The organism is Catenuloplanes atrovinosus (genome assembly GCF_031458235.1).
GTDB classification, from domain to species: domain Bacteria; phylum Actinomycetota; class Actinomycetes; order Mycobacteriales; family Micromonosporaceae; genus Catenuloplanes; species Catenuloplanes atrovinosus.
Genome location: NZ_JAVDYB010000001.1, coordinates 2,828,438 through 2,842,203, shown reverse-complemented (window position 1 = coordinate 2,842,203; position 13,766 = coordinate 2,828,438). Strand labels below are relative to the sequence as shown.

Sequence of the window (13,766 nt, the reverse complement as noted above, 5' to 3'; positions counted from 1 at the left end):
CCCGTCGCGCGCGGGGCCGAACGGCCCCCCCGAGGGGTGGCGACCGCCGCTGACCGCCGCGCGGCCCGGCGACGAGGCTGGGAACCGGCACCGACGGAAGAGGTGGAGGGACCCCGCATGACGACCGACGCGGTCATCGACGTTCTCGTCGCGCACGGGCTGAAAGCCCTGGCCGACTACGACCGTTTCACGCAGGAGCAGATCGACGAGATCGTCAGGAAGGCCTCCGTGGCCGCGCTGAGCCGGCACGCGGACCTGGCGCGGCGCGCGGTCGACGAGACCGGGCGTGGCGTGTTCGAGGACAAGGCCGTGAAGAACATCTTCGCGTGTGAGCACGTCACCAACCACATGGCGGGCGTACGCACGGTCGGCGTGATCCACCGGGACGACATCGCCGGGATCACCGAGATCGCGGAGCCGGTCGGCGTGATCGCGGCCGTCACGCCGGTGACCAACCCGACCTCCACCACCATCTTCAAGGCACTGCTGGCGCTGAAGACGCGCAACCCGGTGATCTTCGCGTTCCACCCGTCGGCGCAGGAGTCCAGCGCCGAGGCCGCGCGCGTGGTCCGGGACGCCGCGATCGCCGCGGGCGCGCCGGAGCACTGCGTGCAGTGGATCTCCGAGCCGTCGGTCGCCGCCACGTCCGCGCTGATGAACCACGACGGCGTCGCCGTCATCCTGGCCACCGGCGGGAACGCGATGGTGCGGGCCGCCTACTCGGCCGGCAAGCCCGCGCTCGGCGTCGGCGCCGGCAACGTCCCCGCGTACATCGAGCGGACCGCCGACCTGAAGCGCGCGGTCAACGACGTGGTGCTGTCCAAGTCGTTCGACAACGGCATGATCTGCGCCTCCGAGCAGGCCGTGATCGTCGACGATGCGGTGCTGCCGGCCGTGCTGGACGAGTTCCGCGCGCTGCACGCCCACGTCGCCACGCCGGAGCAGAAGGCCGCGCTGGAGAAGCTGATGTTCGGCGTCGCCGCGGACGGCACCGACTGCGCCGGCGCGAAGCTCAACGCGGCCGTGGTCGGCCAGAGCCCGGCGTGGATCGCCCGGCGGGCCGGCTTCGAGGTCCCGCCGGAGACGTCGATCATCATCGTGCCGGTCGACGCGGTCGGCCCGGCCGAGCCGCTGACCCGGGAGAAGCTCTGCCCGGTCCTGGCGCTGCTCACCGCGGGCGGCACCGACGAGGGCATCCGGCACGCCGAGCGGATGGTGGAGTTCCACGGCCTCGGGCACAGCGCCGTCATCCACACCGCGGACGAGGAGCTGGCCGAGTCGTTCGGGCGGCGGGTCAAGGCGGTCCGGATCATCTGGAACGCGCCCGCGTCGCAGGGCGGCATCGGCGACATGTACAACGCGTTCCTGCCCTCGCTCACGCTCGGGTGCGGCAGCTACGGCCGCAACTCCGTCTCGCACAACGTCACGGCGGTGGATCTCATCAACGTCAAGCGCGTCGGGCGGCGCACGAACAACCTGCAGTGGTTCAAGGTCCCGCCGAAGATCTACTTCGAGCCGCACGCGATCCGCTACCTCGCCGACATGCCGGAGGTCCACCGCGTCACGGTGGTGACGGACCACACCATGACCCGGCTGGGGTACGTCGGCCGCGTCATCTCCGTGCTCCAGCGCCGCCCGGAGCGGGTCGCGCTGCAGATCATCGACGACGTCGAGCCGGAGCCGAGCGTGGCCACGGTCGACCGCGGCGCCGAGCTGATGCGCTCGTTCCGCCCGGACACCATCATCGCGCTCGGCGGCGGCTCGGCCATGGACGCGGCGAAGGTGATGTGGCTGCGCTACGAGCACCCGGAGGTCGTCTTCGCGGACATGCGGGAGAAGTTCTTCGACATCCGCAAGCGCGCGTTCAAGTTCCCCACGCTCGGCGAGAAGGCCCGGCTGGTGTGCATCCCGACCACGTCCGGCACCGGCGCGGAGGTCACCCCGTTCGCCGTCATCACGGACACCGCGACCGGCAAGAAGTACCCGCTCGCGGACTACGCGCTCACGCCGAGCGTGGCGGTCGTCGACCCGGTGCTCGCCGCCGACCTGCCGGCCGTGGTCACCGCGGACAGCGGCTTCGACGCGCTCACGCACGCGATCGAGTCGTACGTGTCCGTCTACGCCAGCGACTTCACGGACGGGCTGGCGCTGCACGCGATCCGGCTCATCTTCGGCCACCTGTCCCGGGCCGTCCACAACGGAGGGTCGGACCCGGAGGCGCGGGAGCGGATGCACAACGCCGGCACGATCGCGGGCATGGCGTTCGGCAGCGCGTTCCTCGGCATCGTGCACGCGATGTCGCACACGCTGGGCGCCACGTTCCACGTCGCGCACGGGCGGACCAACGCGATCCTGCTGCCGCACGTCATCCGCTACAACGGCACGGTGCCGACGAAGCTGACCGGCTGGCCGAAGTACGAGAGCTACCGCGCGCCGGAACGCTTCCAGCAGATCGCGCAGTTGCTCGGGCTGCCCGCGAGCACGCCCGCGGAGGGCGTGGAGTCGCTGGCCGCCGCGATCGAGCGGCTGCGTGACGAGGTCGGCATCCCGGCGTCGTTCCGGGCCGCCGGCGTGGACGAGCGCGCGTTCCTGGACTCGCTGCCGCAGCAGGCGCTCAACGCGTACGAGGACCAGTGCGCGCCCGCGAACCCGCGCATGCCGATGCTGGACGACATGCGGGAGCTGATGCGCACCGCGTACTACGGCGACCGCGCCGCCGCCGCGCTACCCGCCGCCGAGCAGAACCGCCCGCGCCGGCCCGAGCCGGTCCGGGCGGCCCGGTGATCCCGCTCCCCCGGCCGGGGCCGATGGTCCCGGCCGAGGGAGACGTGGTGCTCTGCCCCGCCGCTCCCGGCGGGCCTACCGTCGAGGTGATGGAGGTGGTCGAGATGACACAGTGGCAGGTCGGCGACGTCATGACCAGGGATGTCGTGACGGTGACCGCCGGCACCCCGTACCGCGTGATCATTGATGTCCTGATGCGCCGGAGGGTGAGCGCGGCCCCGGTCGTCGACGAACTCGGGCGCGTGCTCGGCGTGGTCTCCGAGACGGACCTGCTGCACCAGGTCGAGTTCTCCGACCAGGACCCGGGCCCGCGCCTGTTCGAGAGCCGCCGGCACCGCCGCACCCGGGCGAAGGCGGGCGCGGCCACCGCGGCCGACCTGATGACCGCGCCGGCACACACGGCGCTGGCCACCACGTCGGTCACCGCGGCCGCGCGGCGGATGGCCGAGAACCGGGTCAAGCGGCTGCCCCTGGTGGACGAACTGGGCCGGATCGTCGGCATCGTGACGCGCTCCGACCTGCTCAAGGTGCACCTGCGCGGCGACCCGGCGATCCTCGCCGAGATCGAGAAGGACGTGCTGGGCCGTACGCTGCTGCTGGAACCCGGCACCGTGACGGTCACCGTGCGGGACGGCGCAGTCACGCTGGACGGCGTCGTCGACCGGGTGTCCTCAGCGGACCTCGCGGTGCGGCTGACCCGCCGGGTCGCCGGCGTGGTGACGGTGACCGACCGGCTGCGCCCCGAGTTCGACGACACCGCGCTGTCGCGGGCCGCGTTCCCGATCATCGCCGCCTGACCCCGGCGGGGCGTGGGCGCCCACGCCCCGCGCGGCCGGACCGGCCGCGCCGTGGGCAGGATGGTGCTCCCGGTGAGGTTGATGCGCCGCGGTGTTCCACCGGGAGACCGGCGTGCCGCGCCGCGGGTCGTGCCGACGCCGGCGGCGCTCAGCGTCCGGTCGCCGCCCGCGCGGTGAGGTCGAGCGGGCCGCCGGCCAGCTCGCGACCGCGGCGGCGGCCATCGCGCGCGAGTCACCGGCACGAGTCCGCGGCCCCTCCGCCGACGGCCGTCCACGGAAGACGGGAACGATTCCCCCCCCCCGTTACCTTTTTGATCAACCCCTTCGGGGTTGCTTGGTCGCTCGGCCCGGTATGGCTCTTGCCCCCTGTCGTACGCATGATCCGGGGGGTGTTGCCGCCGGTCCGGGTGGCGTCGACGGACCGCTGATAGGGACCCGGCCGCCCCGCACGCCAGGGGTTGGTCTCTTCGTAACGTGGGTGCCGGCAGTTCGACGCCCGACCCGTGACCAGGCTCTGTGACCTGCGGTGGAAGGTAGTCGGTGTTCAACGAGTACGACGTGTTCCTCGGGCTCGACGTCGGCAAGAGCGACCATCACGCGGTCGCTCTCGACCCCGGCGGGAAGCGGCTGCACGACGCGCCGCTGCCGAACACCGAGAAACGCCTGAAGACCCTGTTCGGCAAGCTGTCCAGGCACGGGCGAATCTTGGTCGTGGTCGACCAGCCTGCCTCGATCGGCGCTCTGCCGGTCGCGGTCGCCCGCGCGACCGGCTGCCAGGTCGCCTACCTGCCCGGCCTGGCGATGCGCCGCATCGCCGACCTGCACCCGGGCACCGCGAAGACCGACGCCCGGGACGCCTTCGTCATCGCCGACGCCGCCCGGACCCTCCCACACACCCTGCGCCGGGTCGACACCGGCGACGAGGCCCTAGCCGAACTCGAAGTCCTGATCGGCTACGACGACGACCTCGCCGGCGAAGCCACAAGGGTCAGCAACCGCATCCGCGGCCTACTCACCCAGATCCACCCGCCACTGGAACGCGTCCTGGGCCCGAAGATCGCCCACCCGGCGGTGCTGGAACTGCTGTCACGATGCGGCGGCCCGGCAGGCCTTCGCCGGACCGGCCGCGACGACCTCGCCGCGATCGCCGCGGCCAAGGCACCGCGGATGGGCGACCGGCTCGTCAAGGCCGTCCTGGCCGCATTGGACGAGCAGACCGTCACCGTCCCCGGCACGACCGCAGCCGAGACGGTCCTGCCCAGGCTCGCCGACAACCTCCGTCAGGTGTTGCAGCAGCGTGACCAGGTCGCCGACGAGGTCGAACGGATGCTCGATGCCCACCCTCTCGCCAAGGTCCTGACCTCGATGCCCGGCATCGGCGTCAGGACCGGCGCCCGGATACTGCTCGAAGTCGGCGACGCCACCGCGTTCAAAACCCCAGGCCACCTCGCCTCCTACGCCGGCCTCGCCCCGGTCACTCGGCGCTCCGGCAGCTCCATCCGTGGTGAACACCCGCCGAAGGCTGGAAACAAGCAGCTCAAACGCGCATTCTTCCTCGCCGCGTTCGCGTCCCTGTCCCACCCGCCCTCACGCGCCTACTACGACCGGAAACGGGCCGAGGGCAAGAAACACAACGCCGCGATCATCTGTCTCGCCCGCCGCCGCGCCGACGTCCTACACGCCATGCTCCGCACCAAAACCCCCTACCAGGCGAAAACTTCCGAGGAAGCCAGCCCTGAGGCTTGACGAAACCCATAGGGACACCCCCCCGCTCGGCTCCGCCCGGGCCGGCACGGCGTGCGGGTGCGGCCCCCGGCACGTTCGGGACCGGCGCGGCCCGGTCCGCGCCCGCTGACCGGCGCTACGGCTGGAGCTGGGTCGGCGGGGTGTCGCGCCACTCGGCCAGCAGGACGGTGGCGTCGTCCTGGAGCGTCTCGTCCTGGTGGGCGAGGATGGCGTGCACCAGGCGCCGGGTGGTCTCCGGCGCGGGCAACTGGTCCGCGACCGCCCTGACCGCGAAATCGATCAGCCGCTCGACGCCGAACTCCTGGCCGTCCCGGGACCGGGCCTCCGTGATGCCATCGGTGTAGAGCAGCAACTGGTCACCGGGCTCGAGCAGTTCCTCGACCACCACCGGCGTCTGGAGGTCGCCGAGCGGCACGGGCAGCGCGGTCGGGGTCGGCAGTATCTTCACGGCCTTGCCGGCCCGGAGCACGATCCCGCTCGGGTGACCGGCCGAGATCACCCTCAGCATGCCGGTACGCTGGTCCAGCTCGGCGAGCACCGCCGTGATCATCCCGGCTCGGTCGTACGCGCGGACCGCGTCGTCGATGTGGTGATAGGTGGCGATCAGGTCCAGGCCGGTGCGGCGGGCGTTGCGGTACGCGCCGAGCGCCTGCGTGGCGAGCATGACCGCGCGCGTCCCGCCGGACGAGCCGTGCCCGGCCGCGTCGAACAGCGCCAGGTGCGCGACGTCGCCGTTGACCGCGTAGTCGAACGCGTCGCCGGCCACGTCGTAGCACGGCTCCAGGATGCCGCTGACCACCAGCCGCTCGGTGGCGAAGGTCAGCGGCGGCAGTTGCGCCCGGAGGATCTCGGCCGGCAGCCGCATGGGCTCGCGGCGGCGTACCCGCTCGATGGTGTCGGTGTAGAGACTGCGCGTCACGATGATCTCGCCGAGCAGCGACGCCACCGTCTTGCAGTCCGCCACGGCCTGCGCGCTCATCGGCGCGGCGGACACCACCTCCAGCACGCCGAGACGTTCCGCGCCGTCCAGCAGCGGCACCCACAGCCGCGCACCGGCGTCGTCACCCTCCGTCGTGATGGTGGTCGTCATGCAGTACGCCCGGCCGGGCAGTGTCCCGTCGACCGCCAGCGGCTCCCGCCCGGGCGTGCCGTCCGCGTTCAGCGGCGTCAGCTGCCGCTGCTGGAGATCGACCAGGTAGATGATCAGCGCGGTGGCGTCGAGCTGCGGCGCGGCCCGCATCACCATCCCCGGCAGATCCTCCGGCCGCGCGCGATGCGCCTGCCGCAGCAGCTGCCGCACCGATTCCAGACTGCTCATCCCGCCTCCGTCGTGCTCCCGGCCCATCATTCTGCCGGTACCGCCGGCCGCCGTCGGCGACAAGCCCCGGAAAAACGCATGCGCCGGTACGGACGTGAGGGCGGTTCACGCGGGCCCGGTCGGCGATCCGACAGAACACAGTGGATGATCGCACGAAGAGTGACCGCGCGACTCCACAAATCATCCACGCATGTCTATCACGCGAAGCGACCGGCACCCCGGCGCGCACGAGGACGACTGGCGGCAGGGCGGCTGGTCCTTCCGGGCCGAGGGCACCCTCCCGGCCGGCACCCGCTTCTGGGTCGCCGTCGACGACCAGCCCGCCAACCCCTGGGACGCCCGACCCGCGGACCGGCCGGCGCCGGTGACGCCGGCCGCGCGGCGGTCACCCGGCTGACGACGGCAGGGTGAACCAGAAGCGGGCGCCGCCGCCGGGGTTGTCCTCGACGCCGATGGTGCCGCCGTGCCGGGTCACGATCCGGCGGCAGATGGCCAGGCCGAGGCCGGTGCCGCTGTAGCCGGCGGCCGGGTGGGCGCGGTGGAAGTCGTTGAACACCGCCTGGTGCTGGCCGGCCGGGATGCCGATCCCCCGGTCCGCGACCTCCACCCGCACCCAGCCGTCGCCGGTGTCCGCGCTGGTGACCTCGAGATGGGCGCTCTCGCCGGGCGGCGTGTACGTGACGGCGTTCCCGATCAGGTTGTCGACGAGCTGGAGCACCATCGCGGGGTCGGCGTGCACCCGGTCGAGCGCGGCCACGTGGATCCGCGGCATCGGCGCGCCGGCGGTGACGAGCCGCTCCTCGACGACGTCCTCGACCAGCTCGCGGAGGTCCACGTCGTCGGGGCGGACCGCGCCGTCCCGGGCGGCGGCGAGTTCGAGCAGGTCGTCGATGAGCCGGCGCATCCGGGCGCCGGTGTTCAGCATCCGGTCCAGCATGCCGGCCTGCCGGTGCATGTCCGGCAGCTCGGCGAGGTCCTCCTGGACGATCTCGGCGTACCCGGTCAGCGAGGTCAGCGGGTTCTTCAGGTCGTGCGCGACGACGCCGGCGAACGCGGTCAGCTCGGCCTCGCGCTCGCGCAGCGCGGTGACGTCGTACGAGGAGGACACCGCGCCGGCCGGCTCACCGGCCGGGGTGCGCAGCGCGCGGCTGTGCGTGATCAGGTACCGGCGGGAGCCGTCCGGCAGAATCCGGACGACCTCCTCCCCGCGGACGTCCTCGCCGTTCAGCGCGCGCAGCAGCGGCGAGCGGTCCATCGGGTACGGCGACCCGTCCGGGTACACCAGGGTGAGGTCCGCGGCGAGATCGGCGACGTGCCGCCGCGCGCCGGCGTCGCCGATCCGGGTCCGGCCCTCGGTGTTGGTGTGCACCAGCCGGCCCTCGGTGTCACACGTCAAGATCGTGACGTGCACGGCGTCGAGCACCTGCGCCAGGTAGTCCTTCTGCCCGGCCAGCTCGTCCGCGGTCGTCCGCAGCCGCGCGGTCGCGGCCGTGACCTGCGCCTGCGCGCGGACGCGACCGGTGGCGAGGACCCAGACCAGCCCGGCGAGCAGCAGGCTGGTGACGGTGCCGCCGGCGGCCAGCGAGGTGGGCAGGCCGGTGCTCCCGCCCGGCAGCGACGGCCCGGCCGCGGCGTACGCCAGCATCCAGCTGCGGTTGGCGACCCGCACGTTCGCCTGCCAGGCCAGGTCGCGGCGCCCGCCGGCCGCGGCGCGCAGCGTGGCGATGTCGGCGGTGCCGGTGGCGGTGTGCGCCCGCAGCGTGACGTCGATGAGGTCCTGGGACGACTCGCGCAGCGCGTCGCCGATGAAGTCCTGCCCGCGCAGGCCCATCAGCACCCAGCCGCGGAACGCGCGCCGCCCGGCGGCGTCCGCCGGCGCGAGCACCGGCGCGGTGATCACGAACGAGAGTTGCCGTGCCGCGGCGGGCACGGTGCGGTCCCGGAGCAGGTGATACGCGTCGGAGACGACCACCCGGTGGCCGGCGCGGGACTCGCGCAGCGCGTACGTGGGCGCGGGCGCCTGGGTGGCGTCGATGCCGGCCGGCGCGGCCGCCCCGTCCAGCGGCACGCTGAAGATCGAGAAGATGTGCTCGCCGCCGCCGCCGACCGGCCGCAGGACCAGGTCGGCCGCCCCGAGCGACCGCCACCGCCGCTGCGTCTGCGCCACGGTGCCGCTGTCCGCCGCGGCCAGGAACACCACGGAGCTGGCGCCGGGCAGTCGCATGCGCACGACCGGCTCGGTGACCTCGGCGAACGACTCCGCGGTCACCTCCTCCCGCCAGCCGAGCGCGGCCGCGGCCAGGCTCACCGAGTCGGTGTAGCGGCGCGCCTCAGCGGCGACCCGGGCGGTGACCACGGACGACCGCCGCTGGAGCTGTTCCTGGGCCGTCTGGCGCTGCTCGGCCGCGACCACGCCGGCCACCCCGACCGCGACGGACACGCCGAACACGCCGACGACCGCGGCGAGGATCGCCGCGGGCCGCCATGCCGGGAACCGCTTCCTTTCATCCACGTCTGGCGCATCGGCCGCGGCCGGCGGGCCTGAAGGATCGGCTACCGACCGAACCTCAACGACAGCCGGACCGCAACCGGGCGCCGCCGGCCGGTCAGGTGGCCGGGGCCAGGTCGGCCGCGCCGAACGAGACGGAGAAGCGCTGACACCAGATGGTCACGCTGTCCAGCCGGTCCAGATCCGTACCGGCGGGGATGGCGTACGTCTGGTCGCCGCGGTTGCCCTTGAGCGGCCCGAGCTCGGCCCACTCGCCGTCGTCGAAGACGAACCAGCCGTCCCGGCCGTCGATCACCGGCTGGTCGGAGAGCCAGACACGCAGGTCCGGGCCGTCGGAGGTGTCGAGGCCGACGAGTTCCAGCACGTGCGAGCCGTCCGGGTGGCGCACCACGCGGGCGGCCCCGGCGGTCCGGTGCTCGTGGCTGACGAACTCGCCCTGCCGCACCACGGCCGGGCCGGACGGGCTCGCGGGGGTGGCCGGACCGGCCGACGGGCCCATCGGGCTCGCGGCCGCCGTGGGTACGACCGCGAGCGTGTCCTCGACCGCCCGGTCGGTGAGCAGCCGCCACGGCTGGAACCAGTAGAGGACGGCGGTGGCGAGGAGGATCAGGACCACCGCGGCGGCCCCGATCAACGGCAGGCGACGTAGACGCGCGTTCATGGGTTCAGTACACCGCACGCCGGCCCGGGAAACCCTTACCGAACGGTGACGGCCTCGGCGGCCGGCAGGCGCACCTCGAAGCGGCAGCCGCCGTCGCCGTTGCGCACGCCGACCCGGCCGCCGTGCGCCTCGACCAGGCCGCGCACGATCGCCAGGCCCAGCCCGCCGCCCGCGCCGGAGTCCTCCCGGCCGGGGGTACGGGCCGGTTCGCCGCGGAACGCGACGTCGAAGACGCGGGCCAGGTCGCCGTCCGGGATGCCGCCGCAGGTGTCGGCGACCGCCAGCCACACGTCACCACCGTCGTGACCGGCCTCGACCCGGACCGTGCCGCCGGCCGGGGTGTACCGCACGGAGTTGACCAGGAGGTTGCCGACCACCCGGGACAGCTCCCGTTCGCCCGCCCACACGACCGGCCAGCCCGTCTCCGGCGCGACCAGCGTGATGCGGCGGCTGGCGGCGAGCGGCGCGACGCCGGCCAGCGCGTCCGAGACCACCTCGCGCAGTGGTACGGCCGTGGGCGTGGGCCGCAGCGCGCCGGCGTTGATCCGGGACAGCTCGAACAGGTCGTCGACCAGCCGCGTCATCCGGTCCGTCTCCACCCGGATGCGACGGTGGTACTCGGCCGTGGTGGCCGGGTCGTCGATCACCCCGTCCTCCAGCGCCTCCGCCATCGCCCGCAGCCCGGCCAGCGGCGTGCGCAGGTCGTGGGAGACCCAGGCGACCAGCTCACGGCGCCCGCTCTCCAGCCGGCGCTCGCGTTCGCGGGCCGCGCGCGCCCACACGGCCGACGCGGCCAGCCGCCGGCCGAACAGCCCGCCGGCCACCAGGCTGACCACGGCGGACGCGCTCACGGTGACGAGCACGACGCGCAGGTCGTGCCCGGACAGGAACATGGCCTGCGCGACCGTGACGACGCCGGCCACGACCGCGAGCACGGTGACCGCGAGCAGCAGCAGGATGTGCACCAGGATCGACCGGCCGCGCAGCAGGCGCAGCGCGCCCGCGCCCGCGGCACCGACCACGCCACCGGCCAGCAACGCGTACCCACCGATCTGCAGCATCTCGGTCGTCATGCCGAGACCGTCTCGTAGCGGTATCCCACGCCCCAGACGGTGTGGATGCGGCGTGGCTCGGCCGGGTCACGCTCGATCTTCTCGCGCAGCCGGCGCACGTGCACGGTGACGGTGGACTGGTCGCCGAACTCCCAGCCCCAGACCCGGCGGAGCAGATCGGTACGCGACCAGGCCCGCCCCGGGCTGCCGGCCAGGAACGCCAGCAGGTCGAACTCGCGCACGGTCAGCGACAGCGGCACGCCGCCGAGCGTGGCGGTCCGGCGGCCGACGTCCACGGCGAGATCGCCGTCGGTGATCACGGCCGGCCCGCTGTCCGCGGCGGCTCGGCGCAGCACGGACCGCACGCGCAGCGCCAGTTCGCGCGGCGAGAACGGCTTGGTGACGTAGTCGTCCGCGCCGACCTCCAGGCCGAGCACCCGATCCGGCTCCTCGCCGAGCGCGGTCAGCATCACGATCGGCAGGTGCGGCAGCCGCCGGCGCAGTTGCCGGCAGACCTCGATGCCGTCGACGCCCGGCAGCATCAGGTCCAGCACGACCAGGTCGGGCCGGTCCGCGGCGACCGCGGCGAGCCCGGCCGCGCCGTCCGCGGCGAGCCGTACCTCGCAGCCGTCCTGTTCCAGATAGCGCCGCACGACGTCGCTGACGGTCGGGTCGTCGTCCACGACCAGCACCCGGTGTCCCATTCCGAGCACGCTACCGACGCGCGCACGCGCGGTCGATTCCCGGCGGGCCTTCCCGCGCCTGAACGCGGCGACCAGCACGAAGCTGACGCTGACCAGGAGCGCCCCCGTCGCCCGGAGCAGCGCGGTCAGCGCCAGGCAGCCGATCAGCAGCGCGTCGTACCGGGCGATCGGCAGCGGCACCACGCTGGTCACCGCCAGCGGGGCGAAGACCCCGGCCGCGAACACGCAGCTCGCGGCTTGCCGGTGCCCGGATCGGAGGAGCCGGCGCACGGCGTCAGTGTGTCGGCGCGGCCGGGGCGGCGGGTGGAGCTTCCGTGGAGGTCCGGTGCGGGCGTCGCGGCGGCGGTGCTGCATGATCGACGGTCGTGGTGGCAGAGACCGGGCACTGGCGCGAGATCTACGAGGGCGGCTCCGCCGAGGCCGAGCAGCGGCGGTTCCAGGAGTACGCGCGGCGGATGCTCGCGGTGCAGGCGGCGCACGCGCGCGCCGCCGGCGGGCCGCACCGTACGCTGCACGCCAAGACCGTGGTCGGGGTGACCGGCGCGGAGCTGGCGTTCGCGGAGGACCTGCCCGCCGCGCTGCACGCCGGCGCGTTCCGGGCGGGCGCCCGGTTCGCCACCACGGTCCGGCTGTCCAACGCGTCCGGCGTCCCCCGCTCCGACGCCGAGCCGGACCTGCGCGGCGCCGCGCTCAAGCTCACGCTGCCGGACGGCGGCGCGCACGACCTGCTGATGACCAGCTATCCGGTCTCGCACGTGCGGAACGCGGCGCAGTTCGTGACCGTGGCCGAGATCGGCGCCCGGTCGCGGGCGCTGGCCGTGCCGCGCATGCTGGCCGCGTTCGGGCCGGCCGAGACGCTGCGGATCGCCGGCAACCTGCGCCGGGCGGCCCGGCGGTGCGAGAGCCTGGCGCTGGAGTCGTACTGGAGCCGGGGCGCGATCCGGTGGGGCGCGGCCGGGCCGGTGCGGTTCCGGCTGAGCCCGCTCGACCCGCCGGCACCGGCGGCCGCGGTGCCGGCCGGCGATCCGGACCGGCTGCGGCGCGACTTCCACGCCCGGCTGGCGCGGGGCCCGGTCCGGTTCGCGCTGCACGTCCAGCGCTTCGTGGCGGAGGCGGTGACGCCGATCGAGGACGGCGCCGTGGAGTGGGCCGAACGCGACTCCGGCTGGATCCCGGTCGCGGTGCTCACCGTTCCGCGCGGGACCCCGGCCGCGGAGTCCGAGGTGGACGGTCTCGCGTTCGGCCCGTGGCACGCGCCGGAGGAGTTCCGTCCGCTGGGCAACCTCAACCGCGCGCGCCGCGCGGTCTACGCCGCCAGCGCGGCGGGCTGGCGGCGCGGCTAGGTGTGCTGTCCCGGGGCTGCGGGTTCGTCGCGGGGCTCGTCGCGCAGGTACAGGTACCAGTAGGAGGTGGCGACGAAGACGACCGCGCCGACCAGGTTGCCGGCGAACGCGAGCGCCCAGTTGCGTACCGTGTCGTCCCAGCCGATGCCCGGCACGCCGGCGAAGATCGCGGCGGGCAGGAAGAACATGTTCGCGATCAGGTGGTCGAAGCCCATCGCCACGAACGCCATGATCGGGAAGAAGATGCCGATGATCTTGCCGGAGACCGAGTCCGCGGCCAGCGAGATCCACACCGCCAGGCAGACCAGCCAGTTGCAGCCGACCGCGCGCAGGAACACCTGCCAGGCCGTCTCGTGCAGCCCCTTCGCCTCCGCGATCACGGCCAGCCGCTCGTAGGCCATCCCGCCCGGCGTGCCCGCCTCGCTCCCCAGGCCGCCGATCACGCCGGTCTGCACGGCCAGGAAGTACGCGACGAACAGCGCGCCGGCCAGATTGCCGATCAGCACCAGGGTGAAGTTGCGCAGCACGTCCGTCCAGCTCAGCCGCCCCTGCATGGCGCTGATCGGGACCAGCAGCATGTTCCCGGTGAGCAGATGCGAGCCGGCGATCAGCACGAGCACCAGCCCGAGCGTGAACGCGGCGCCGGTGAACAGCGTCGGCAGGCTCCCCCACACCTCCGGATCGAGCCCGGCCGACACCGTGACCGCCACCAGCCCGCCGAACGCGATGTAGGCGCCGGCCAGGAACGACCCGACCAGCACCTTGTCCCACCGCAGCTCGGCCTTCTTCACCCCGGCCGCGACCGCGGCACGGGCGGTCTCCGCGGGCTCCTTGGCAGCCATCCGGCACCCT

Annotated in this window: 11 protein-coding genes; 5 read left to right on the top strand and 6 right to left on the bottom strand. The window is 73.7% G+C overall.

The window, feature by feature from the left end:
• Nucleotides 1–36: 36 nt before the first annotated feature.
• The 3 genes from adhE to J2S41_RS12740 all read left to right on the top strand — a co-directional run bounded on the left by adhE (nucleotide 37) and on the right by J2S41_RS12740 (nucleotide 5,327).
• A complete protein-coding gene (gene adhE, locus J2S41_RS12750; protein WP_310367113.1) occupies nucleotides 37–2,784 on the top strand; it encodes a bifunctional acetaldehyde-CoA/alcohol dehydrogenase in 2,748 nt (915 codons plus the stop codon).
• Between the two features lie 89 nt (nucleotides 2,785–2,873).
• Nucleotides 2,874–3,581 (top strand): CBS domain-containing protein, encoded by a 708-nt coding sequence (locus J2S41_RS12745; RefSeq protein ID WP_310367112.1) that lies wholly within the window; start codon nucleotides 2,874–2,876, stop codon nucleotides 3,579–3,581.
• Between the two features lie 540 nt (nucleotides 3,582–4,121).
• Entirely contained in the window at nucleotides 4,122–5,327 is a 1,206-nt protein-coding gene (locus J2S41_RS12740; protein ID WP_310367110.1) for an IS110 family RNA-guided transposase, read from the top strand.
• 115 nt (nucleotides 5,328–5,442) lie between these two features.
• On the opposite strand, the gene J2S41_RS12735 is transcribed toward J2S41_RS12740, so the two are convergent.
• Nucleotides 5,443–6,645, bottom strand: a complete 1,203-nt coding sequence (locus J2S41_RS12735; protein WP_310367107.1) for a PP2C family protein-serine/threonine phosphatase — start codon at nucleotides 6,643–6,645, stop codon at nucleotides 5,443–5,445.
• Nucleotides 6,646–6,835: 190 nt separating this feature from the next.
• Here J2S41_RS12735 and J2S41_RS12730 point away from each other — a divergent pair, with 190 nt between their 5' ends.
• Entirely contained in the window at nucleotides 6,836–7,042 is a 207-nt protein-coding gene (locus J2S41_RS12730; RefSeq protein WP_310367104.1) for a hypothetical protein, read from the top strand.
• Here J2S41_RS12730 and J2S41_RS12725 read toward each other — a convergent pair.
• From J2S41_RS12725 to J2S41_RS12710, 4 genes are all read right to left on the bottom strand, one after another.
• Nucleotides 7,031–9,157, bottom strand: coding sequence for an ATP-binding protein (locus tag J2S41_RS12725; protein ID WP_310367103.1), 2,127 nt, complete (start codon nucleotides 9,155–9,157; stop codon nucleotides 7,031–7,033). The two genes, J2S41_RS12730 and J2S41_RS12725, sit on opposite strands and share 12 nt — an antisense overlap.
• Before the next feature lie 94 nt (nucleotides 9,158–9,251).
• On the bottom strand, nucleotides 9,252–9,815 hold the full coding sequence (locus J2S41_RS12720; protein ID WP_310367101.1) for a DM13 domain-containing protein: 564 nt from the start codon (nucleotides 9,813–9,815) through the stop codon (nucleotides 9,252–9,254).
• Between the two features lie 35 nt (nucleotides 9,816–9,850).
• Nucleotides 9,851–10,888, bottom strand: coding sequence for a sensor histidine kinase (locus J2S41_RS12715; RefSeq protein ID WP_310367098.1), 1,038 nt, complete (start codon nucleotides 10,886–10,888; stop codon nucleotides 9,851–9,853).
• Nucleotides 10,885–11,571 carry a response regulator transcription factor gene (locus tag J2S41_RS12710; RefSeq protein ID WP_310376356.1) on the bottom strand — a complete coding sequence of 229 codons (687 nt, stop codon included), beginning with the start codon at nucleotides 11,569–11,571 and terminating at the stop codon, nucleotides 10,885–10,887. The genes J2S41_RS12715 and J2S41_RS12710 overlap by 4 nt, the downstream gene beginning before the upstream one ends.
• Nucleotides 11,572–11,936: 365 nt before the next feature.
• Here J2S41_RS12710 and J2S41_RS12700 point away from each other — a divergent pair, with 365 nt between their 5' ends.
• Nucleotides 11,937–12,914: a catalase gene (locus J2S41_RS12700; RefSeq protein WP_310367096.1), complete on the top strand. Its 978-nt coding sequence runs from the start codon at nucleotides 11,937–11,939 to the stop codon at nucleotides 12,912–12,914.
• On the opposite strand, the gene J2S41_RS12695 is transcribed toward J2S41_RS12700, so the two are convergent.
• A complete protein-coding gene (locus J2S41_RS12695) occupies nucleotides 12,911–13,756 on the bottom strand; it encodes a formate/nitrite transporter family protein (protein WP_310367091.1) in 846 nt (281 codons plus the stop codon). The genes J2S41_RS12700 and J2S41_RS12695 overlap by 4 nt on opposite strands.
• Nucleotides 13,757–13,766 lie beyond the last annotated feature (10 nt).

Excerpts from the sequence above, each read along its gene's own strand:
- J2S41_RS12745 (WP_310367112.1), top strand. The coding sequence starts at position 2,874 with ATGGAGGTGGTCGAGATGACACAGTGGCAGGTCGGCGACGTCATGACC.
- J2S41_RS12735 (WP_310367107.1), bottom strand. The coding sequence starts at position 6,645 with ATGAGCAGTCTGGAATCGGTGCGGCAGCTGCTGCGGCAGGCGCATCGC.
- J2S41_RS12730 (WP_310367104.1), top strand. The coding sequence starts at position 6,836 with ATGTCTATCACGCGAAGCGACCGGCACCCCGGCGCGCACGAGGACGAC.
- J2S41_RS12720 (WP_310367101.1), bottom strand. The coding sequence starts at position 9,815 with ATGAACGCGCGTCTACGTCGCCTGCCGTTGATCGGGGCCGCCGCGGTG.
- J2S41_RS12715 (WP_310367098.1), bottom strand. The coding sequence starts at position 10,888 with ATGACGACCGAGATGCTGCAGATCGGTGGGTACGCGTTGCTGGCCGGT.
- J2S41_RS12710 (WP_310376356.1), bottom strand. The coding sequence starts at position 11,571 with ATGGGACACCGGGTGCTGGTCGTGGACGACGACCCGACCGTCAGCGAC.
- J2S41_RS12695 (WP_310367091.1), bottom strand. The coding sequence starts at position 13,756 with ATGGCTGCCAAGGAGCCCGCGGAGACCGCCCGTGCCGCGGTCGCGGCC.